A 21,779-nucleotide genomic window follows, 5' to 3' on the forward strand; every position below is an offset into this window, starting at 1 on the left:
ACCGTCGGCGCGGGCGTTGTCTCCAAAATCATCGAGTAATCAACTCGTCTGATTTGACTTACGGAAAGGGCGCCCCAAGGAGCGCCCTTTTTGTTTGCACTAACTTTGGTAGGTGCAATCGCTGGGCCATCACCCAGACAACAACCCATGATGCGCAAGGCTTCTGGCCATATCAGCTATTGTGTCTTGCGTTGGAACAGGATCTTGTTTGAGCAGAGTCTGACCACGGCTGGCGTCAAGGCTTGGATGGTAGCCAAGCTCCACCAGATTTGCCCGAATATCGGGATTAAACAGAGCGTAGATTCGAACGGCCCAATTGGGGAGTGTCAGCTTGGGCAATTGGTCGGCACGTTCAGGGAGCGCAGCCTTGAGCGCGTCGCCGAACTCGCGCAGCGATTGGATTTCAAATGCCGCTGGGACACGGCAACCAAAGGTCACCTCATTTGTCAGGGCCGCGCAGTGGATTCTTGCCAGATCGCGCACGTCAATGAGATGCAGATAAAGATCTGGAACAGCCGGGAATTCTCCATTGAGCATGCGGCGCATCAGGTCCCCTGACGTGCCAGGATCCTCGTCCAACAGAGGGCCAAGTATAAACCCTGGATTGATAACGGTCAGATCTTTGCCGCGTCCAGCCGCTTGCATAATTTCCCAGGCACGCATTTCGGCCCGTGTTTTTGATTCTGCATAGGCATTCAATTTGCCACTTTCCGGATCCGCCCAATCAGAGGGCCCGAGCTCAGATGGGCCTGAAGCGCCTCGGCCGTTTACAATTGCGACGCTAGAGGATGTCAAAACCACACGCTTTACGCCAGCTTTCAGCGCCGCTTGAAGCGCGCGTTCCGTCCCTTCGACTGCGGGGCCAATCAACTGCATTTTATCCTTTGGCATCGCGGTGACAAAGGGCGATGCCACATGCATAAGGTAATCAGCTCCTGTAGAAGCCTCGTCCCAGCCGGCATCTTGTGTGAGATCTAGTTGCACAAATGTCATCTTCGACAAATCTGCCCCCTGCGCCGAAAGCGCCTGCCGCACGTGATCGGCGCGTGCCAGATCTCGCATGGAACCCCGTACGTGGTAACCGAGCCGCAGCAGCTCCAGCGCGATATGACCTCCGAGGTACCCTGTTACCCCGGTCAAAAGAATCGTAGTATTGGAATTGGTCGCCATTGTCTGACCTCTAAAATGAACTATATGAACTTAAATCGTTCAATATGATATAAGAAAAGTAGCATGACAGTTTCAACCCGTGGTTTGCGAAAACAGGAAACTATTCTGGACGCGGCGGAAGCCTTGTTCCTGCGACTTGGTCTGCAGGCCGCGACAATGGGAGGTTTGTCCAAGGAAGCAGGAGTCGCAAAGGCCACGCTTTATGGATATTTCCCGGACAAAGACACCGTGTTTGCCGCAGTGGTCGACCGGTTTCAGAAGCGGTTGGATGCAGAATTGCGGGAAAACCTGGACGGGGACGCCCCGGTGCCAGATAGGATCGCCGCGGCTCTTGTTGGTAAATCGCTAACTGTCTTTCGCGTTCTGCAAGGATCCCCGCATGCCGACGAGCTGCTGGCTGGGAAAAAATCCTTGTATCAAGATCGCCGCAATTCCGAAGAACAGTGGGTCATCGATCTGCTGATACCCGTTTTAGAGCCAGACTATGGGCGGCAGGCGGCAGAACTCGCCTGGTTGTTGCTGGCTTGTGCCGGGGGAATTTCCCAGCGCGCCCAAAGCGAAGCGGAATTGGAGGCGGGGATTATAACGATTGTTTCTGCTGTTCTAACAGCGCGGAAAGCCGACAGGTAATAACATCACTGTCCGCTGAAGTGCCTGCCTGCGATTTGATCAGCTTTGTCCGTGACCTCATCCAGAGCTTGGGAGATATTGGACTGAAGACGTGCGACTTCCTCTTCGGAGGGTTTCTTAGGCACGGTTTCTGTCCATTCTTCGCAGAGGAACACACCACGAGAAAAGGGCAGGGGCAGCATTTGTTTGTCCCATGTCGGCAGTTTGATGACACGGTGTTCGGCAAATGTGACAGTAAAAACCCGGCAGCCGGTCATTCGCGCCCACATGATCGGGACTTGCGAGGATTGGCGGGCAGGGCCGCGAGGGCCATCTGCGGCCAGTCCAATGGAGCAGCCGTCTTTGGTGCGGCGCAGCACCTCGCGGGAGAGGGCCACATGGCGTTGGTGGCTGGACATGGGGATCGTTTCAAACCCAAGGCGGACCAGAATTTGACCGGCCAGACGGCCGGCGCGGGCAGAGGATGTCAAAGCGCAGATCCGCCCCTGTCGCGTATCAAAAATATAGGGTGCCATAATCAAACGCTGGTGCCACAACACAAAAATGATGGGCTCGCCACGGGCGACGCAGGCATCCATCTCTTCAAAACCAAGGCGTTGCCATCGGGAAGTCCAATAGGCGAATCGCACGTATGTGGCAAAGAAGCCCTCGACCATGCGGTTGAAACGGCGGCTGTCGGCGATTTTTCTGCGAAGGCTCACGAATTCGGGTCCTTTTTACCCAAGTTTTCCGCCTGTCATAGACCAGCAGACGCGGCCTCACCAGCCTTGGGCGCGAATGAACGGAATTTGTCGTGATTTCCCTCTTGCTACCGCTGCGCCAGTGGCTTAGGAACACCGGCACCACAGGGGTATAGCTCAGTTGGTAGAGCGACGGTCTCCAAAACCGTAGGTCGCGGGTTCGAACCCTGCTGCCCCTGCCAGTTACCAAATCCATGACATGATAGCGAATTATGTTTCCGCCGAGTGGCTGGCGGCCATTTGACGTGCGTGTACCAACGCAGGAGGGCGTTGGTACATTCTGTTTGGGTCAACGGGGCCTTCAGGCCAATGCGGCAGAGTTCGGCATTTGCAAATAACCGCTGGAGGACGTGGCCACATCGATGTGGTCCGGGCCTTCGCCTTTGAGCCAACGACCATAGGCCAGATCCAAACCCTCTTCAAAGTCGCGCGTGAAACATTGGGTGTCAAACAGCGGCGTTGTCAGGCGATTGGCGTTGAGGCGGGCCTTGATATCGGCCAGGCGCAAAGGGTCCTGTGCGATGGCCAGCGCGTGGCGTTCATAAGCGGCCGGGCTGTGGGTGATCAGCTCGGGCAGGCCCACCGCCGACAAGAGGCTGGCGCTGACGCGGGCGGCAAACTGCTTGCCCGCCATCGTCAGAACTGGGAGACCGGCCCACAGGGCGTCACTTGCCGTGGTATGGGCGTTGACCACAAAAGTATCCAGGAACAGATCCGCCAGATTGTGGCGCGCCAGATGGTCGGCCTGGTCCATACGGGGCGCAAAGATCAGGCGATCCGGTGATATCCCACGTGCCTGGGCTTCTGTGCGCAGGTTGGCCTTGGACGTGGCGCTTGTTTCCAAAAGCCACAGGACGCTGCCGTCCACCTGGTCCAGCAGGCGCATCCAGATGTCGAATTCCTGCGGGGTGATTTTGTAGCTGTTGTTGAAGCAACAGAACACAAACCCGTTTTCCGGCAGACCGCATTCCGACCGGCTGAAGACACGATCAGAGGTTTGCCGATTGCGATCATTTACCTGATAGCTGTGCGGCATACGCAGCAGATGTTCATCATAGTGACGCTCGCTCCCCGGCGGGCAGACCTGCCAATCGGTGATCATATAGTCATAGACATTGGTGCCCATGGATCCGGGATATCCAAGGTATGCGATTTGGATCGGTGCCAGGCGCGCGCCAAAGATCGCGCTGCGGTTGCCACTGGTGAAGCCCTTCAGATCGATGGCGATATCCAGCCTGTCGTCATGAGCACGTTTCGCCAAATCGGCGTCAGACATCGCAGAAGCTTCGATGAAGTGGTCGACATTGTCGCGCACCTGCGCACGGCCTTCATCATCCACATTGGGTCCGAAGGAATAGGCAAAGATCTCAAACCGGTCACGGTCATGGGCTTGGAACATGCCACCCATCAGATGCATCGTTGCATGGGAGTGGAAGTCTGCGGAAAAATACCCGATCCGTAGACGTTGGGGACGTGATAAGGGGGCGGTACGGGTTGGGGCGGTCAATTGCGGGATCTGTTCGCCGGCATAGGCCTGGGTGCGAATGCGCAGAAGGTCCGGGTTGTCCTCCATCGCCATCAACAGAAACGGAGAACAGGCGATCCCTTGCAGACCCAAGAAACGGCGGCTGCTGGCATATTCATCCACCCAGCGCCAGTCGTTCAGATGGGCCATGGCGTGGAGCTTGGCGGCGCGGGCGTGATCGTTTGAGCCGCTGAGCTCGGTTGCGCGTTCAAGATACGGCAGGGCGTCTTCGTTGCGCCCGTTCAGCACATGCAGCTGGCCCAGGTTGAAATGTGCCGGTTGCAAGCTCTGGTCGTGTTCGATTGCCTTTTCAAGCATCTCTTGCGCAGCATCCATTTGCCCGGCGATACGAAGGGCTGAGGCATAATTAAAGAGGACGCGCGCGTTTGTCGGCGCCAAGTCGCTGGCATGTTTCAAAACATCAGCGGCTTCGCCAATTTGACCAACCTGCACAAGCAGGTTGCCAAAGTCATTCAGCAGAGTCAGGTTTTCCGGCTCAAGCGAGAGCGCTTTGCGAAACAGGGCCTGGGCATTGTCAAGCTGACCCTGGCGTCGGCTGACTTGTGCCATAAACCCATAGGTGTCACCCTGTTTGCTGTTGAGTTCCAGCGCTTTGTTCAAACATGTCGCGGCCTCGTTAAGCGCGCCAAGCAGCATGTGGCACTGGCCCAGCGACTTCCAAAGGAAATGCGACTTGCGGTATTTGTTCAGGTTGCTCGCGCACAGGGTTGCAGCTTGTGAAACATTGCCATTGGCGATCTGAGTCTTGATCCGGGCGACCAGGTCGGCAGGGGGCTCATCAATAGTGGCGATACGGTTTCGAAGTGCATCCAGCGCGCTGCGCGCCCTTTGATTTTGTGGAAACCGCGCGAGAATTTCGCCATATGTTTCGGCCGCGTCTTCAAAATTCTGATCGCGTTCATAACGTTGCGCTTTATGGAGGCTGCTTGCGACGGTCATGGAATCCTATCTCACTACGATACTGAGGTGCGGGCGGTGCGTTTCAACAACCGAGGGTCCGCTTTGAATCATTCGTAAGATCAGAAAATTAAGATAGAATTGATTCAGCTTCCGACCGCGCCACGCCCTTAATGGTTTCCCCGGGTATCGGTTTGAAAACATGAACGAATAAAGGTTGAGAAAAACAACGGCCACTTTGGCCGCGATCCGGCGGACAGGTGGGCCGTTCTATTATGCCGGGATTTGCATGGCTTGAATGTAGAGTAAAAGGCGAATTCAGCCTCGCCCCTTGAATTCAGGCGCAGCTCCGGTTAAATCCCGGCAGATCGCAACATAGCAAAAGAGACGCAGCCAAATGGCCAGCATCAATCCCGTACAGTTTATCCAGCAGGTCCGCGCTGAGGTGTCCAAAGTTGTTTGGCCGACCCGTCGTGAGGTTTTGCTGACCACCGTCATGGTGTTCGTCATGGCGGCATTGACGGCTGTCTTCTTTGCCTTGGTCGATCTGGCCATTCGCTCGGGTCTGGAAGTGATCCTGGGCTAAGGCCTTTTGAGGGCAGGGGACTGCTCTTTTTTCTCTGTGTGCTCGGCGGCTTGGACTTGATCTTAGCAAACAGTCAGAGTACTTGAGCCGCTATCCCTGACGTTGGCGTGTGGCGATTCGGTTGCACGCCGCTTTTTGTTGGGGCCGCGACACGCCATATTTGGCCTGTCAGCGGAAGGATTTTGAAACGACGGTGCGGGTCAGCATGGGCTCGCGTGGCAGGACAAGGACGATCAGGTTCATGGCGAAACGGTGGTATTCGGTCAGCGTTCTTTCGAACTTCGAAAAGAAAATCGCAGAGCAAATCCGTGCCGAAGTGATCGAGAAGGGTCTTGAGGACGAGATCGACGAGGTTCTGGTCCCCACCGAAGAGGTGATCGAGGTTCGTCGCGGCAAGAAAGTGACCACTGAGCGTCGCTTTATGCCCGGTTATGTTCTGGTCCATATGGAAATGTCTGATCGCGGCTATCACCTGATTTCCTCGATCAACCGCGTGACCGGATTTTTGGGCCCACAAGGGCGCCCGATGCCGATGCGTGATGCAGAAGTGAACGGCATTCTGAACCGCGTCAGCGAGAACGAAGAAGCGCCGCGCACCCTGATCACCTTTGAAGTGGGTGAGAAGGTCAAGGTTAACGACGGCCCGTTCGAAGATTTCGACGGCATGGTCGAAGAGGTCGACGACGACAACCAAAAGCTCAAGGTTACCGTGTCGATCTTTGGTCGGGAAACCCCGGTCGAACTGGACTTCACTCAGGTCAATAAACAGACCTGATGAAAGAAAGCCGCGCCTTGATTGCGCGGCTTTGAGCGTGGGAGGCCACGGCATCGCGATGCCAAAGCCGGACCACACAACATGAGAAGCCCCAATGACGCGTCGGCGGGGTGTTGAAAAGGAGATAACCAGATGGCAAAGAAGCTTGCTGGTACAATGAAGCTGCAGATCCCTGCAGGTCAAGCGAACCCCTCCCCGCCGGTTGGTCCGGCGCTGGGTCAGCGCGGCATCAATATCATGGAATTCTGTAAGGCGTTTAACGCAAAGACCCAGGAAATGGATCCTGGCGCGCCTTGCCCGACCGTGATCACCTATTATCAGGACAAGTCCTTCACCATGGACATCAAGACGCCGCCTGCGTCTTACTACCTGAAAAAAGCGGCTGGCCTGAAGCCGGTTGGCAAGCGGAACCGTCCGCGTGGTGCTGAAAACCCAGGTCGTGAAATCGTTGCATCCGTGACCGCGGCACAGGTTCGCGAAATCGCCGAAGCAAAGATGAAAGACCTGTCTGCAAACGACGTCGAAGCGGCGATGCAGATCATCCTGGGCTCCGCCCGTTCTATGGGTATCGAGGTGAAAGGCTAAATCATGGCAAAGCTCGGTAAACGTACCCGCGCAGCGCGCGAAGCCTTCGCTGGCAAAGAGAACCTGACCGTTGAGGAGGCTGTTGCACTGGTTAAGGCCAACGCAACTTCCAAGTTCGACGAGACCATCGAAATTGCAATGAACCTGGGCGTTGACACCCGTCACGCAGACCAGATGGTTCGCGGCGTGATCGGCCTGCCAAACGGCACCGGTAAAGCCATGCGTGTTGCAGTATTTGCACGCGGCCCCAAGGCCGAAGAAGCACAAGCTGCTGGCGCAGATGTTGTGGGCGCAGAAGATCTGATGGAATCCATCCAAGGCGGCAACCTGGACTTTGATCGCTGCATCGCGACTCCGGACATGATGCCGATCGTTGGTCGTCTGGGTAAAATCCTGGGCCCGCGCAACCTTATGCCGAACCCCAAAGTTGGCACTGTGACCATGGACGTGAAAGCGGCCGTGGAAGCAGCCAAGGGTGGTGAAGTTCAGTTCAAAGCGGAAAAAGGTGGCGTTGTGCACGCCGGTGTTGGCAAAGCGTCTTTTGACGAAGCCAAGCTGGTTGAGAACGTCAAAGCCTTCATCTCTGCGGTTGCCAAGGCAAAACCGTCGGGTGCCAAAGGCGCATATATGAAGAAAATTGCTCTGTCCTCCACCATGGGTCCGGGCGTCACCGTTGACGTCGAAGGCGCTGTCAGCGAGTAATTTTCGATCCTTTTGAAGGATTGATTGGGGCGGGTCCTGCGGGGCTCGCCCTGTTTTGTTTGGAGCCGTCGCAAAGTCATCGCAAAGCGGGCAGGCGGGCTGATTTACCCCTTGGAAATCTCTGCAATTGGGACTAAGTACGAGCACGCAATGAAGCGTGCGATTCGTCGTGCGCTTCATTTCGTTTCGTCCAAGATGGTGGGTGGCTTGTCGATCTGGCCTTAATTTCCCTCCTGAGACGGGTAAGACCAAAAAGATCGAGGGATTTTTGACCCTCGGGCAGATTTTGGCTCATCCCGTAAAACGGACCCGAACGCCAGGCCTTGGTGACAAGGTCGGGCAAATTATGAGCCGGGGTGTTGTTACACCCCAAAACTTGGAGAGAACTGTGGATAGAGCCCAGAAAGAGAAAGTGGTCGAGGAACTCGGCCAGATCTTCGAAAGCTCTGGCGTTGTGGTCGTAGCCCACTATGCCGGTCTGACAGTTGCTGAGATGCAAGACCTGCGCGCGCGTGCTCGTGACGCGGAGTGTTCTGTGCGTGTTGCCAAGAACAGGCTCGCCAAAATCGCCCTCGAGGGTAAGCCGTGTGAAAGCATGTCTAACCTGCTGACGGGTATGACCGTGCTCACCTATTCCGAGGATCCTGTGGCTGCGGCCAAGGTTGCCGAGGGCTTTGCCAAGGAGAACGACAAGTTCGAGATCCTTGGTGGTGCAATGGGTGAAAACGCACTGGATCGTGCTGGCGTTGAAGTTGTGTCCAAAATGCCGTCCCGCGATGAGCTTATTGCTTCTATCGTTGGCTGCATTGGCGCACCTGCTTCGAACATCGCTGGCGCAATTGGCGCACCTGCAAGCAACATCGCAAGCATCCTTTCGACCATCGAAGAGAAGGCGGAAGCTGCGTAAGCGGTTGGAACTGAATGGCTGGCGTAGGGCAAAACCTTACGTTGGAACACATACACTTTTATACGGAAAGAGCTAAGAAAATGGCTGATCTGAAAGCACTCGCGGAAAGCATCGTTGGTCTGACCCTGCTGGAAGCACAAGAACTGAAAACCATCCTGAAAGACGAGTACGGCATCGAGCCGGCTGCTGGTGGCGCCGTTGTAATGGCAGCTGGTGGCGACGCAGGTGGCGCAGCTGAAGAAGAAAAAACCGAATTCGACGTCGTTCTGAAGAACGCCGGCGCTTCGAAAATCAACGTGATCAAAGAAGTTCGCGCGATCACCGGTCTGGGCCTGAAAGAAGCAAAAGGTCTGGTCGAAGAAGGCGGCAAGATCAAAGAAGGCGTCGACAAAGCCGAAGCAGAAGACATCAAAGCGAAGCTGGAAGCAGCTGGCGCGGAAGTCGAGCTGGCTTAATCGCTGCTTTGGGGAAAAGAGGGTAGCAATTTCCCTGTGAAATTGCTCTCTATATTCCCAAGTTTCAGGCTGGGTACGGGGTCTCCCGTGCCCAGCCGTACCTGTCTTAGCAAGGGCCCCAGATGTGGGGGGCGTTTTCTAAGGCGAGGTTCAAAGGATCGGGAAGGCCGTCATACGGGACGACGGCCATGAATTGATCCGAACGCGCTGTCTCGTATGGGCAAGGTGCCGGAGCCCGGCGGCACTCTTGTTTCCGTGAGAATATCGAAAGGTGACATCTGACATGGCTCAAACGTTCCTTGGCCAGAAACGTCTTCGGAAATACTACGGCAAGATCCGCGAAGTGCTGGACATGCCGAACCTCATTGAGGTGCAGAAATCTTCATATGATCTTTTCTTGCGCTCTGGCGATGCTGAAATGCCGACTGATGGCGAAGGCATCATGGGCGTGTTTCAATCTGTTTTCCCCATCAAGGATTTCAACGAAACCTCCGTTCTGGAGTTCGTGAAATACGAGCTGGAAAAGCCGAAATACGACGTCGAAGAATGTATGCAGCGCGACATGACCTACAGCGCGCCGCTGAAGGTGACTTTGCGTCTGATCGTATTTGATGTCGATGAAGACACCGGTGCCAAATCGGTCAAAGACATCAAAGAACAAGACGTCTTTATGGGCGATATGCCTCTGATGACGCCGAACGGGACCTTTGTTGTGAACGGTACCGAGCGTGTGATCGTGTCGCAGATGCACCGGTCGCCGGGTGTGTTCTTTGACCACGACAAGGGCAAGACGCATTCGTCTGGTAAACTGCTGTTTGCTTGCCGCATCATTCCTTACCGTGGCTCTTGGCTGGATTTTGAATTCGACGCAAAAGACATCGTCTTTGCCCGGATCGACCGACGCCGTAAGCTGCCTGTGACCACGTTGCTTTATGCGCTGGGTCTGGATCAGGAAGGTATCTGTGACGCCTATTACAACACCGTTCCGTTCAAACTGGAAAAAACACGCGGCTGGGTGACCCCGTTCTTCCCCGAGCGCGTACGTGGCACCCGTCCGACCTATGATCTGGTTGACGCCGCCACCGGTGAGATCATCTGCGAGGCCGGCAAAAAAGTTACGCCGCGCGCCGTGAAGAAGATGATCGACGAAGGCAAGATCACCGAGCTGCTGGTTCCGTTTGATCACATCGTCGGCAAATACGTCTCTAAGGATATCATCAACGAAGAAAACGGCGCGATCTATGTCGAAGCCGGTGATGAGCTGACCCTGGAGTACGACAAAGACGGCGACCTGATTGGTGGTTCGTTGAAAGAGCTGATGGACGCGGGCATCGACGAGATCCCGGTTCTGGACATCGACAACGTCAATGTCGGCCCGTACATGCGTAACACCATGGCGCAGGACAAAAACATGTCCCGCGACACCGCGCTGATGGATATCTATCGCGTGATGCGCCCGGGTGAGCCGCCCACCGTTGAAGCTGCGTCTGCGCTGTTTGACACGCTGTTCTTTGACAGCGAGCGTTATGACCTGTCGGCTGTTGGCCGGGTCAAGATGAACATGCGTCTGGCATTGGATGCCGAAGACACCATGCGCACCCTGCGCAAGGCGGACATCATCGCATGTATCAAAGCGCTGGTAGAGCTGCGTGACGGCAAGGGTGACATCGACGATATCGACCACCTGGGCAACCGTCGTGTACGTTCCGTTGGCGAGCTGATGGAAAACCAGTACCGTGTTGGCCTCTTGCGGATGGAACGCGCGATCAAGGAACGTATGTCCTCGGTCGAGATCGACACCATCATGCCGCAAGACCTGATCAACGCAAAACCGGCCGCGGCTGCGGTACGTGAATTCTTCGGCTCCTCGCAGCTGTCGCAGTTCATGGACCAAACCAACCCGCTGTCGGAAGTGACGCACAAGCGTCGTCTGTCGGCGCTTGGCCCCGGCGGTCTGACCCGCGAACGTGCAGGCTTTGAGGTTCGCGACGTTCACCCGACCCACTACGGCCGGATGTGTCCGATTGAAACACCGGAAGGTCCGAACATTGGTCTGATCAACTCGCTGGCGACATTTGCCCGCGTGAACAAATACGGTTTCATCGAGACACCGTATCGCAAGGTTGTGGATTCCAAGGTTACCGACGAAGTGCACTACATGTCGGCGACCGAAGAAATGCGCCACACTGTTGCGCAGGCGAACGCGAGCCTGGACGGCGACGGTAAGTTCGTCAACGATCTGGTCAATACACGTCAGTCCGGCGACTATACCATGGCGCCCAGCGATGCGGTTGATCTGATCGACGTTTCGCCAAAGCAGTTGGTCTCGGTTGCGGCATCATTGATCCCGTTCCTGGAAAACGACGACGCAAACCGCGCTCTGATGGGTTCGAACATGCAACGTCAGGCGGTTCCGCTGCTGCGCGCAGAAGCGCCGCTGGTGGGCACCGGCATCGAGGAAAAAGTGGCGATCGACTCTGGCGCTGCGATCCAGGCGAAACGTGCGGGTATCATCGACCAAGTTGATGCACAGCGTATCGTTGTTCGCGCGACCTCGGATCTGGAACTGGGTGATGCGGGTGTTGATATCTATCGCATGCGCAAATTCCAGCGTTCGAACCAGAACACCTGCATCAACCAGCGTCCGCTGGTGAAGGTGGGTGACACGGTTCAAAAGGGCGAAGTGATTGCGGATGGCCCGTCCACCGATATGGGTGAACTGGCGCTGGGTAAAAACGTGGTCGTCGCGTTTATGCCTTGGAACGGCTACAACTATGAAGACTCCATCCTGATCTCGGAACGGATCGCCAAGGATGACGTCTTTACCTCTGTGCACATCGAAGAGTTTGAGGTCGCCGCGCGTGACACCAAGCTTGGCCCGGAAGAGATCACCCGCGACATTCCGAACGTTGGTGAGGAAGCCCTGCGCAACCTCGACGAAGCCGGCGTTGTCTACATCGGTGCCGACGTTGAACCGGGCGACATTCTGGTTGGTAAGATCACCCCCAAAGGTGAATCTCCAATGACCCCGGAAGAGAAGCTGCTGCGCGCCATCTTTGGTGAAAAAGCATCTGACGTCCGCGATACCTCGTTGCGTGTGAAACCGGGTGATTACGGTACCGTTGTTGAGGTACGCGTCTTTAACCGCCATGGTGTGGAAAAAGACGAACGTGCCCTGCAGATCGAGCGTGAGGAAGTTGAACGTCTGGCGCGTGACCGCGACGACGAACTGGTGATCCTGGACCGTAACATCTATGCGCGTCTGCGTGGGATGCTGGTCGGCAAGGTTGCCGTCAAAGGCCCCAAAGGCATCCGTGCCGGTGCTGAAATCACCGAAGAGCTGCTGGATTCCATGCCGCGCGGCCAATGGTGGATGCTGGCGCTGGAAGACGAACAGTCTGCACAGATCGTCGAAGCCCTGAACGAGCAGTACGAAGCACAGAAACGTGCCCTGGACGCCCGTTTTGAGGACAAGGTCGAGAAGGTCCGCCGTGGCGACGATCTGCCGCCGGGTGTGATGAAGATGGTCAAAGTCTTCATCGCCGTGAAGCGTAAGCTGCAGCCGGGTGACAAAATGGCGGGTCGCCACGGGAACAAGGGTGTTATCTCCCGCGTTGTTCCCATGGAAGACATGCCGTTCCTGGCCGATGGTACCCCGGTTGACTTCTGTCTGAACCCGCTGGGCGTTCCGTCGCGGATGAACGTTGGTCAGATCCTTGAAACCCACATGGGCTGGGCCGCACGCGGTCTGGGCATCAAGGTTGACGATGCGATGCAGGAATACCGTCGTTCTGGCGATCTGACGCCGGTGCGTGAAGCCATGCGTCTGGCCTATGGTGAGGATGTCTATGAAGAAGGCATCACCGGCATGGAAGAAGACCAGCTGTTGGAAGCGGCAGGCAATGTTGCCCGCGGTGTTCCGATTGCGACCCCGGTTTTCGACGGCGCCAAAGAAGGCGATGTGAACGACGCGCTGGTGCGTGCAGGCTTTGACAGCTCCGGTCAGTCGGTTCTGTTTGACGGCCGTACCGGTGAACAGTTCGCGCGTCCGGTGACTGTGGGCGTCAAATACCTGCTGAAACTGCACCACCTGGTCGACGACAAGATCCACGCCCGTTCCACCGGTCCATACTCGCTTGTTACGCAGCAGCCGCTGGGTGGTAAGGCGCAGTTCGGTGGTCAGCGCTTTGGTGAAATGGAAGTCTGGGCTCTGGAAGCTTACGGCGCCGCATACACCCTGCAGGAAATGCTGACCGTGAAGTCGGATGACGTCGCGGGCCGGACCAAGGTCTATGAGAGCATCGTCAAGGGCGAGGACAACTTTGAAGCGGGCATCCCAGAATCGTTCAACGTTCTGGTGAAAGAAGTCCGCGGCCTCGGCCTGAATATGGAACTCCTGGATGCGGAGGTTGAGGAGTAATGCAACGATTTGGTTGTTCAGCTTCGTCGAAAGTTGCGGGTAGCCTTGTGCTAGCTGCGATGGCGGGCTGCACAACCATCGAGTTTGCCGATGGTTCCGACAGCGGCATGGTTCGCGTCGGGGCTTTCTCTTCGGTCGAAACCGCACAGAAAAAGGTACGTATCGCTTGTGGGTTAGAAGAGGCTTCTTCCTTTATGCCCATCGAAACGAACAGTTTTCTCCCAGTCATTACACATACAGTGCACTTCTTTAGCTGCACCGAGCCTGCAAAGGACATCCAATGAACCAGGAAATCACCAACAACCCGTTCAACCCGCTGACGCCGCCTAAGGTTTTTGATGAAATCAAAGTCTCACTGGCGTCGCCGGAACGGATCCTGTCTTGGTCCTATGGTGAGATCAAGAAACCCGAAACCATCAACTACCGGACGTTCAAACCCGAACGTGACGGTCTGTTCTGCGCGCGTATCTTTGGCCCGATCAAAGACTACGAATGCCTGTGTGGTAAATATAAACGCATGAAGTATCGCGGCGTTGTCTGCGAAAAATGCGGTGTTGAAGTTACCCTGCAAAAAGTGCGCCGCGAGCGTATGGGCCACATCGAACTGGCGGCACCTGTTGCGCACATCTGGTTCCTGAAATCGCTGCCGTCCCGTATCGGCCTGATGCTGGACATGACCCTGCGTGATCTGGAACGGGTTCTGTATTTCGAAAACTACGTTGTCATCGAGCCGGGTCTGACCGACCTGCAATACGGCCAGATGATGACCGAAGAAGAGTACATGGACGCTCAGGACCAGTTCGGCATGGACGCGTTCACCGCCAATATCGGTGCCGAAGCGATCCGTGAGATGCTGTCCCAGATCGACCTGGAGGCGGAAGCAGAGCAGCTGCGCGCTGAGCTGGCCGAAGCCACCGGCGAGCTGAAGCCCAAGAAGATCATCAAACGTCTGAAAGTTGTGGAATCCTTCCTGGAATCCGGCAACCGTCCAGAGTGGATGATCATGACCGTTGTTCCGGTTATCCCGCCAGAACTGCGCCCGCTGGTGCCGCTGGATGGGGGCCGTTTCGCGACCTCGGATCTGAACGATCTGTACCGTCGTGTGATCAACCGGAACAACCGTCTAAAACGTCTGATTGAACTGCGCGCGCCTGACATCATCGTCCGCAACGAAAAGCGGATGCTGCAGGAATCTGTTGACGCATTGTTCGACAACGGTCGTCGTGGCCGCGTGATCACCGGCGCCAACAAGCGCCCGCTGAAATCGCTGTCTGACATGCTGAAAGGTAAGCAGGGTCGTTTCCGTCAAAACCTTTTGGGTAAACGCGTCGACTTCTCTGGTCGTTCGGTGATTGTGACCGGTCCGGAACTGAAGCTGCACCAATGTGGTCTGCCGAAGAAGATGGCCTTGGAACTCTTCAAGCCCTTCATCTATTCGCGTCTGGAGGCCAAAGGTCTGTCCTCCACCGTGAAGCAGGCGAAAAAGCTGGTTGAGAAAGAGCGTCCGGAAGTTTGGGATATCCTCGACGAGGTGATCCGCGAGCACCCGGTCATGCTGAACCGCGCGCCGACGCTGCACCGTCTGGGTATTCAGGCGTTTGAACCCACGCTGATCGAAGGGAAAGCGATCCAGCTGCACCCGCTGGTCTGTTCGGCGTTTAACGCGGACTTTGACGGGGACCAGATGGCGGTTCACGTTCCACTGAGCCTTGAGGCCCAGCTGGAAGCACGCGTTCTGATGATGTCCACCAACAACGTTCTGTCACCAGCAAACGGTGCGCCGATCATCGTTCCGTCGCAGGATATGATCTTGGGTCTCTATTACCTGACCCTGGAACGTGAAGGCATGATTGGTGAAGGCAAAGTCTTCGGCACTATGGACGAAGTTCAGCACGCGCTGGACGCTGGTGAGGTGCATCTGCACTCCAAAGTCACCGCTCGTGTTCTGCAGATCGACGAAGAAGGCAACGAGGTCTATCAGCGCTTTGAAACCACGCCGGGCCGTGTCCGACTGGGTGCGCTGCTGCCGAAGAACGCCAAGGCACCGTTTGAACTGGTGAACCGTCTTCTGCGGAAGAAAGAAGTTCAGCAGGTCATCGACACCGTCTACCGGTACTGCGGTCAGAAAGAGTCCGTGATCTTCTGTGACCAGATCATGACCATGGGCTTCCGCGAAGCGTTCAAGGCGGGCATCTCGTTCGGTAAGGACGACATGGTGATCCCCGATACCAAATGGACCATCGTCGACGACACCCGCGATCAGGTGAAAGACTTTGAACAACAGTACATGGACGGTCTGATCACTCAGGGCGAAAAGTACAACAAAGTTGTGGATGCCTGGTCGAAGTGTAACGACAAGGTCACCGAAGCCATGATGACCACGATTTCGGATGACAAGCGCGATGAGAATGGTGCGGTCATGGAGCCGAACTCGGTCTACATGATGGCTCACTCCGGTGCGCGGGGCTCGGTCACTCAGATGAAACAGCTCGGCGGGATGCGCGGCCTGATGGCCAAGCCGAACGGCGACATCATCGAGACACCGATCATCTCGAACTTTAAAGAAGGTCTGACCGTTCTTGAGTACTTCAACTCGACACACGGTGCCCGTAAGGGTCTGTCGGATACGGCTTTGAAGACTGCGAACTCTGGTTACCTGACCCGCCGTCTGGTGGATGTGGCCCAGGATTGCATTGTGCGTGAAGACGATTGTGGCACCGACCGTGCCATCACTGCCGAAGCGGCTGTGAATGATGGCGAGGTTGTGGCGTCGTTGGGCGAACGTGTTCTGGGTCGTGTGGCTGCGGATGATGTCAAACGTCCGGGCACCGAAGAGGTGCTGGTGGCTGCAGGTCAGATCATCGACGAACGTATGGCCGACGCAATCGAAGAAGCAGGCGTTCAGTCCATGCGTATTCGCTCGCCTCTGACCTGTGAAAGCGAAGAGGGCGTTTGTGCGCAGTGTTACGGTCGTGACCTGGCACGCGGCACCAAGGTGAACGAAGGCGAAGCTGTTGGTATCATCGCGGCGCAGTCGATTGGTGAACCTGGTACACAGCTGACCATGCGGACCTTCCACATTGGTGGTGTTGCGCAGGGTGGCCAACAGTCGTTCCTGGAAGCCAGCCAAGAAGGTAAGATCGTGTTCGAAAACCCGAACATCCTGGAAAACGCCAATGGCGAGATCCTGGTTATGGGCCGCAACATGAAGCTGATCATCGAAGACGATCACGGTGAAGAGCGCGCCAGCCACAAGCTGGGTTACGGCTCTAAGCTGTTCGTCAAAGAAGGCCAGCAGATTGCCCGTGGTGACAAGCTGTTCGAATGGGATCCGTACACACTGCCGATCATCGCCGAAAAGGCCGGTACAGCGAAATATGTCGACCTGGTCTCAGGTCTGGCGGTTCGTGAAGAGACCGACGAAGCGACCGGCATGACCCAGAAGATCGTGATCGACTGGCGTGCGGCCCCCAAAGGGTCTGACCTGAAGCCTGAGGTCATCCTGATCGATGCAGATGGTGAGCCGATCCGCAACAGCTTGGGCAATCCGGTGACCTATCCGATGTCTGTGGATGCGATCCTGTCCTGTGAAGATGGCCAGCAGATGCAGGCCGGTGACATCGTTGCGCGTATCCCGCGTGAAGGTGCCAAGACCAAGGACATTACCGGTGGTCTGCCGCGCGTTGCGGAACTGTTCGAAGCCCGTCGTCCAAAGGACCACGCGATCATCGCCGAAATCGATGGTTACGTCCGCTTTGGCCGCGACTACAAGAACAAGCGCCGCATCTCGATCGAGCCGGTGGATGACGCACTGGAAACCGTCGAATACATGGTCCCCAAGGGCAAGCACATTCCTGTTCAGGAAGGCGATTTTGTCCAGAAGGGTGACTACATCATGGATGGTAACCCGGCGCCGCACGACATCCTGTCCATCATGGGGGTCGAGGCTCTGGCGAACTATATGATCGACGAAGTTCAGGACGTTTATCGCCTGCAAGGTGTGAAGATCAACGACAAGCATATCGAGGTGATCGTTCGCCAGATGCTGCAAAAGTGGGAGATCTCAGACTCTGGTGAGACCACGCTGCTCAAAGGGGAGCACGTGGACAAGCAAGAGTTCGATCACGCCAACGAAAAGGCGATTGCGCGTGGCAAGCGTCCGGCCAAAGGCGAACCCATCCTGTTGGGTATCACCAAGGCGTCGTTGCAGACCCGTTCCTTCATCTCGGCGGCCTCCTTCCAGGAGACCACCCGCGTTCTGACCGAAGCCTCGGTTCAGGGTAAGAAGGACAAGCTGGTTGGCCTGAAGGAAAACGTCATCGTGGGCCGTCTCATCCCGGCCGGTACCGGTGGTGCAACCCAGCGTATGCGTCAGGTTGCACAGGCGCGCGACAACGTGGTTCTGGAAGCCCGCCGCGAAGAAGCTGCAGCCGCAGCTGCCTTGGCTGCCCCGGTTGTTGAGGACGATATGGTCGACGATCTGGACAATCTTGTAGAAACTCCGGAAAGCCGCGATTAATCGCATCTACTTATGGTCGCCCCCAGGTGGGGCGGCCCCTGAAATTCAAAACGCCCGGTTGCGACGAATCGCATCGGGCGTTTTTTGTGCATTGGCTAATTTCAGCTGGTCTCCATCAACGGGCGGGCAGGGGAGCTGCTGCACGGATTGGTGACAAATACTTTAAAGGTTTGCAATTTATTAATATTTTTGCACGCTCAAGATTTGATCATAAATTCGAAGGGGTTCCTACGTCGCCCAGCAATTGGGCGGTGCGAGGTCGCGGATTGCCCATTTTCCTGTCGCATTTCCGCATTCGTGCTCAAAAAATAAACAAACCTCACTGTGATCCCTCCGCAAAGGTCAGGATGATTGATTTCTAGGCAGTGGAAAGGCTCATACTGTACTCGCTCATGACCCAACGAGGAAAACCTCAGGCATGAGCGTGTGACGACCTTGCGAATTGGACCTCGATTAGGCCGCCACACCAAATTGCAACATTGTTGCGGGACCTTGCTACGCGTTTGCGCCCTTGGGCGCAATGTGTTTGCGCGTGCCCGCCAGGAGGAATGACATGACCCGTCTCACCAAACTTATGGCAACAACCGCGGCTTCGATGCTGGTTGCAGGTGCCGCAGCTGCTGCGGATTGCCCGGTTAAAGTTGGTGTTCTGCACTCACTCTCCGGCACGATGGCGATCTCTGAGACCACTCTCAAAGACACCATGCTGATGCTGATCGACCAGCAAAACAAAGCAGGTGGTATCCTGGGCTGCCAGATCGAACCCGTTGTTGTTGACCCCGCGTCCGACTGGCCGCTGTTTGCGGAAAAAGCACGCGAATTGCTGACCGTTCACGAGGTTGACGTGATCTTTGGCAACTGGACATCCGTGTCCCGCAAATCCGTCCTGCCGGTGATCGAAGAGCTGAACGGCCTGCTGTTCTACCCGGTTCAGTATGAGGGCGAAGAAAGCTCCAAAAACGTCTTCTACACTGGTGCGGCACCAAACCAACAGGCGATCCCTGCGGTTGATTACTTCCTCGAAGAGCTGGGCATCGAGCGTTTCGCTCTGCTGGGCACCGACTATGTTTATCCGCGTACCACCAACAACATTCTTGAGCAGTACCTGCAAGATAAAGGCATTGCGTCAGAAGACATCTTTGTGAACTACACCCCGTTTGGTCATTCGGACTGGGCAACCATCGTGTCCGACGTTGTGGCACTGGGTGAAGGTGGCAAGCAGGTTGGCGTGATCTCTACCATCAACGGCGACGCGAACATCGGCTTCTACAAAGAGCTGGCAGCTGCGGGTGTATCCGCGGATGATCTGCCGGTTGTGGCCTTCTCTGTGGGTGAAGAAGAACTGTCCGGTCTGGATACCGCCAACCTGGTGGGTCACCTGGCGGCATGGAACTACTTCCAGTCTGCAGAAACGGATGCCAACGCGGAATTCATTGACGCATGGAAAGAGTTTGCAGGCGCTGAGCGTGTGACCAACGACCCGATGGAAGCGCACTACATCGGCTTTAACATGTGGGTGAACGCCGCAACTGCAGCAGGCTCCACCGATGTGGATGCAGTGCGGACGGCGATGTACGGTCAGGAATTCCCGAACCTGACTGGCGGCACGGCCGTTATGCTGCCGAACCACCACCTGGCGAAACCGGTTCTGATCGGTGAGATCCAGGCCGATGGTCAGTTCGACATCATCTCTCAAACAACTGAAGTTCCGGGCGATGCCTGGACCGACTTCCTGCCGGAATCGGCGGTTCTGAAGTCTGACTGGAAAGAGCTGGGTTGCGGTATGTACAACACCGAGACCAAGACCTGTGTTCAGCTGACCTCGAACTACTAATTCACCCAAGACCGGCCAGTGGCGCACACACGCGTCGCTGGCCCCGGATCGGGGCACGTCTCTCCTATGTTGCGAATTTTTTCACTCGTCATCGCTTTGGCGTGGCTGCCCTTTGCTGTGTCTGCCCAAGAGCTGCAGACCCTTTTGCAAAGCCACCGCGACGTCATTATCAAACCCTCACGCAAGTCAGTTGGCCCGGTGCTGGATACCTTGGTGGCCTCTGGTCTGCCGACAGTGCCCGGATTTCTGGAAGCTTGGCAGGATAAATCCATCTACTTGCGGGCCGAGGATGACCTTTTTTATGTCGGCACCACAGGTGGCGCGGGTCTGGTTTTGCTGGATGTCGAAACCGGCGCGGAGGTTGTCGCAGGCATTGGCAAGAAAGACGCCAAACAGATCAAGCCCAACGGCGGCGTTCGTCGCGAAATCGGCTCCGCCCTGGTGGCGTTTCAGCTGAGCGATCCGGATATTGCCCGCCGCACTCAGGCCTTGGATGCGCTGGCGCGGGCGCTGGACCCTGCCCAGCTGGGCCCTTTGGTGGCCTCGATCGATGGCGAGCCTGACGCCGCATTGAAAGCGCGTAAACAGAAATTAGCCAATTATTTGCAGGCCCGGTTTGGTGAGACCCCGACAATCCGTGTGGCCGCAATCCAAAACCTTTCAAGCGACCTCAGCGTGGAAGGACGCGCGGTCCTGTCGCAGATCCTTGAGACCACTACACTGGTGGCCCAGGAACTTCCAGATGGCACCAATGTCGCGTCGATCCTGACGCCGGGTGAGGGTGGGCTCGCGCGCGACGTGGCCTATCAGATGTTAGTCGATGACCATGATCTGCCTGCCCGCGTAGGACCCGCCGACATCCGTCGTGCTTTGGAGGCCAATCTGGATGGTGGCACCGTGGGCGGCGTGCCTGTTGCACAGCTGGACAGTGATGACATGCGCCTACGGGCCTATGACGCCTTGGTAACCGAGGGCGCAGTTCCGGCCCGTGTGGATGCAGAAGCGATGGATGCGGCCTTTGCCGATTGGGGATTTTACACCGTTTATGTCGAAAGCGACCCGACCATTACCGAAGCGGCAGAAACCGCGCAGGCCAGCGTGAAAACCCGCGTAGGGTTGAGCCAAACGGCGGATATTGGGATGGACGCGATCTCATTAGCGTCGATCTATTTCCTTGCCGCGATTGGCCTCGCGGTGACGTTTGGCGTGATGGGTGTGATCAACATGGCCCATGGTGAGTTCATCATGATGGGCGCTTACACTGGATATGTGGTGCAGCAGATCGTGCCGGATTACACGCTTTCACTGATTGTCGCGCTGCCGCTGGCCTTTGCTGTGACTTTTGGCGCAGGTGTCGCGATGGAGCGGCTGGTGATCCGATGGCTATATCACCGTCCACTGGAGACCTTGCTGGCAACCTTTGGGATTTCAATCGCCTTGCAACAGCTGGCCAAAAACATATTTGGCACGCAGGCGCGACCTTTGACCTCTCCGGGGTGGCTGGACGGGGCCTGGGTGATAAATGATGTGATCCAGATCAGTTACATCCGGATTGCCATCTTTGTTCTCGCGCTCGCCTTCCTGTGTCTGTTGCTGTTCATTTTGAAACGCACGCGACTGGGGCTTGAGGTGCGCGCCGTTACCCAGAACCCACGCATGGCGGCGTCGATGGGGATTAACCCAGAGAAGATCAAAATTCTGACTTTTGGCCTTGGTTCCGGGATTGCCGGCATCGCTGGGGTGGCTATCGGGCTTTATGCCAAGGTGACGTCTGAAATGGGGGCCGATTACATCGTTCAAAGCTTTATGACGGTGGTTGTGGGCGGCGTCGGTAATGTCTGGGGCACGCTTGCGGGGGCGACCATGATTGGCGGCTTCCAAAAGGGTGTCGAATGGTTAAACCCTTCCAACACCCTGGCGGCGCAGACTTATATGATCCTCTTTATCATCCTGTTTATCCAATTCCGGCCCAAGGGCATCGTCGCCCTCAAAGGCCGCGCGGCGGGAGATTGA

15 protein-coding genes and 1 tRNA gene are annotated in these 21,779 nt (G+C 56.3%); 13 read left to right on the forward strand and 3 right to left on the reverse strand.

All coding sequences use genetic code 11. From position 1 onward, the window contains the following. Window positions 1-129: 129 nt before the first annotated feature. Window positions 130-1,170: an NAD-dependent epimerase/dehydratase family protein gene (locus GFB49_RS17105; RefSeq protein WP_153217162.1), complete on the reverse strand. Its 1,041-nt coding sequence runs from the start codon at window positions 1,168-1,170 to the stop codon at window positions 130-132. A 63-nt stretch (window positions 1,171-1,233) separates the two neighbouring features. Here GFB49_RS17105 and GFB49_RS17110 point away from each other — a divergent pair, with 63 nt between their 5' ends. Next, window positions 1,234-1,800, forward strand: a complete 567-nt coding sequence (locus GFB49_RS17110) for a TetR/AcrR family transcriptional regulator (protein WP_153217163.1) — start codon at window positions 1,234-1,236, stop codon at window positions 1,798-1,800. 5 nt (window positions 1,801-1,805) lie between these two features. Here the strand turns inward: GFB49_RS17110 and GFB49_RS17115 are convergent, their stop codons facing one another. Next, a complete protein-coding gene (locus tag GFB49_RS17115; protein ID WP_343032621.1) occupies window positions 1,806-2,501 on the reverse strand; it encodes a lysophospholipid acyltransferase family protein in 696 nt (231 codons plus the stop codon). Between the two features lie 145 nt (window positions 2,502-2,646). Here GFB49_RS17115 and GFB49_RS17120 point away from each other — a divergent pair. Then, window positions 2,647-2,722: transfer RNA gene (locus GFB49_RS17120), tRNA-Trp, on the forward strand. 119 nt (window positions 2,723-2,841) lie between these two features. On the opposite strand, the gene GFB49_RS17125 is transcribed toward GFB49_RS17120, so the two are convergent. Beyond that, window positions 2,842-5,025 (reverse strand): tetratricopeptide repeat protein, encoded by a 2,184-nt coding sequence (locus GFB49_RS17125; protein ID WP_153217164.1) that lies wholly within the window; start codon window positions 5,023-5,025, stop codon window positions 2,842-2,844. Between the two features lie 355 nt (window positions 5,026-5,380). Between GFB49_RS17125 and secE the strand changes: the two genes are divergently transcribed. The 11 genes from secE to urtB all read left to right on the forward strand — a co-directional run bounded on the left by secE (window position 5,381) and on the right by urtB (window position 21,779). Then, on the forward strand, window positions 5,381-5,569 hold the full coding sequence (secE, locus tag GFB49_RS17130) for a preprotein translocase subunit SecE (RefSeq protein WP_153217165.1): 189 nt from the start codon (window positions 5,381-5,383) through the stop codon (window positions 5,567-5,569). 241 nt (window positions 5,570-5,810) lie between these two features. Then, entirely contained in the window at window positions 5,811-6,344 is a 534-nt protein-coding gene (nusG, locus tag GFB49_RS17135; RefSeq protein WP_153217166.1) for a transcription termination/antitermination protein NusG, read from the forward strand. 132 nt (window positions 6,345-6,476) lie between these two features. Then, complete coding sequence (gene rplK / locus GFB49_RS17140; protein WP_153217167.1) at window positions 6,477-6,929, forward strand: 50S ribosomal protein L11; 453 nt, start codon at window positions 6,477-6,479, stop codon at window positions 6,927-6,929. A gap of 3 nt (window positions 6,930-6,932) precedes the next feature. Beyond that, on the forward strand, window positions 6,933-7,631 hold the full coding sequence (gene rplA / locus GFB49_RS17145; protein WP_153217168.1) for a 50S ribosomal protein L1: 699 nt from the start codon (window positions 6,933-6,935) through the stop codon (window positions 7,629-7,631). 388 nt (window positions 7,632-8,019) lie between these two features. Then, entirely contained in the window at window positions 8,020-8,538 is a 519-nt protein-coding gene (gene rplJ / locus GFB49_RS17150; protein ID WP_343032622.1) for a 50S ribosomal protein L10, read from the forward strand. Window positions 8,539-8,618: 80 nt separating this feature from the next. Then, window positions 8,619-8,993: a 50S ribosomal protein L7/L12 gene (gene rplL, locus GFB49_RS17155; protein WP_153217278.1), complete on the forward strand. Its 375-nt coding sequence runs from the start codon at window positions 8,619-8,621 to the stop codon at window positions 8,991-8,993. A gap of 283 nt (window positions 8,994-9,276) precedes the next feature. Further along, window positions 9,277-13,413 carry a DNA-directed RNA polymerase subunit beta gene (gene rpoB / locus GFB49_RS17160; protein WP_153217169.1) on the forward strand — a complete coding sequence of 1,379 codons (4,137 nt, stop codon included), beginning with the start codon at window positions 9,277-9,279 and terminating at the stop codon, window positions 13,411-13,413. Further along, on the forward strand, window positions 13,413-13,697 hold the full coding sequence (locus GFB49_RS17165) for a hypothetical protein (RefSeq protein WP_153217170.1): 285 nt from the start codon (window positions 13,413-13,415) through the stop codon (window positions 13,695-13,697). The genes rpoB and GFB49_RS17165 overlap by 1 nt, the downstream gene beginning before the upstream one ends. Next, on the forward strand, window positions 13,694-17,932 hold the full coding sequence (rpoC, locus tag GFB49_RS17170) for a DNA-directed RNA polymerase subunit beta' (protein ID WP_153217171.1): 4,239 nt from the start codon (window positions 13,694-13,696) through the stop codon (window positions 17,930-17,932). The genes GFB49_RS17165 and rpoC overlap by 4 nt, the downstream gene beginning before the upstream one ends. Before the next feature lie 574 nt (window positions 17,933-18,506). Continuing rightward, on the forward strand, window positions 18,507-19,766 hold the full coding sequence (urtA, locus tag GFB49_RS17175) for an urea ABC transporter substrate-binding protein (RefSeq protein ID WP_425505241.1): 1,260 nt from the start codon (window positions 18,507-18,509) through the stop codon (window positions 19,764-19,766). Window positions 19,767-19,832: 66 nt separating this feature from the next. Continuing rightward, entirely contained in the window at window positions 19,833-21,779 is a 1,947-nt protein-coding gene (urtB, locus tag GFB49_RS17180; protein WP_153217173.1) for an urea ABC transporter permease subunit UrtB, read from the forward strand.

This window comes from Tritonibacter litoralis (assembly GCF_009496005.1).
Lineage (GTDB): Bacteria > Pseudomonadota > Alphaproteobacteria > Rhodobacterales > Rhodobacteraceae > Epibacterium > Epibacterium litoralis.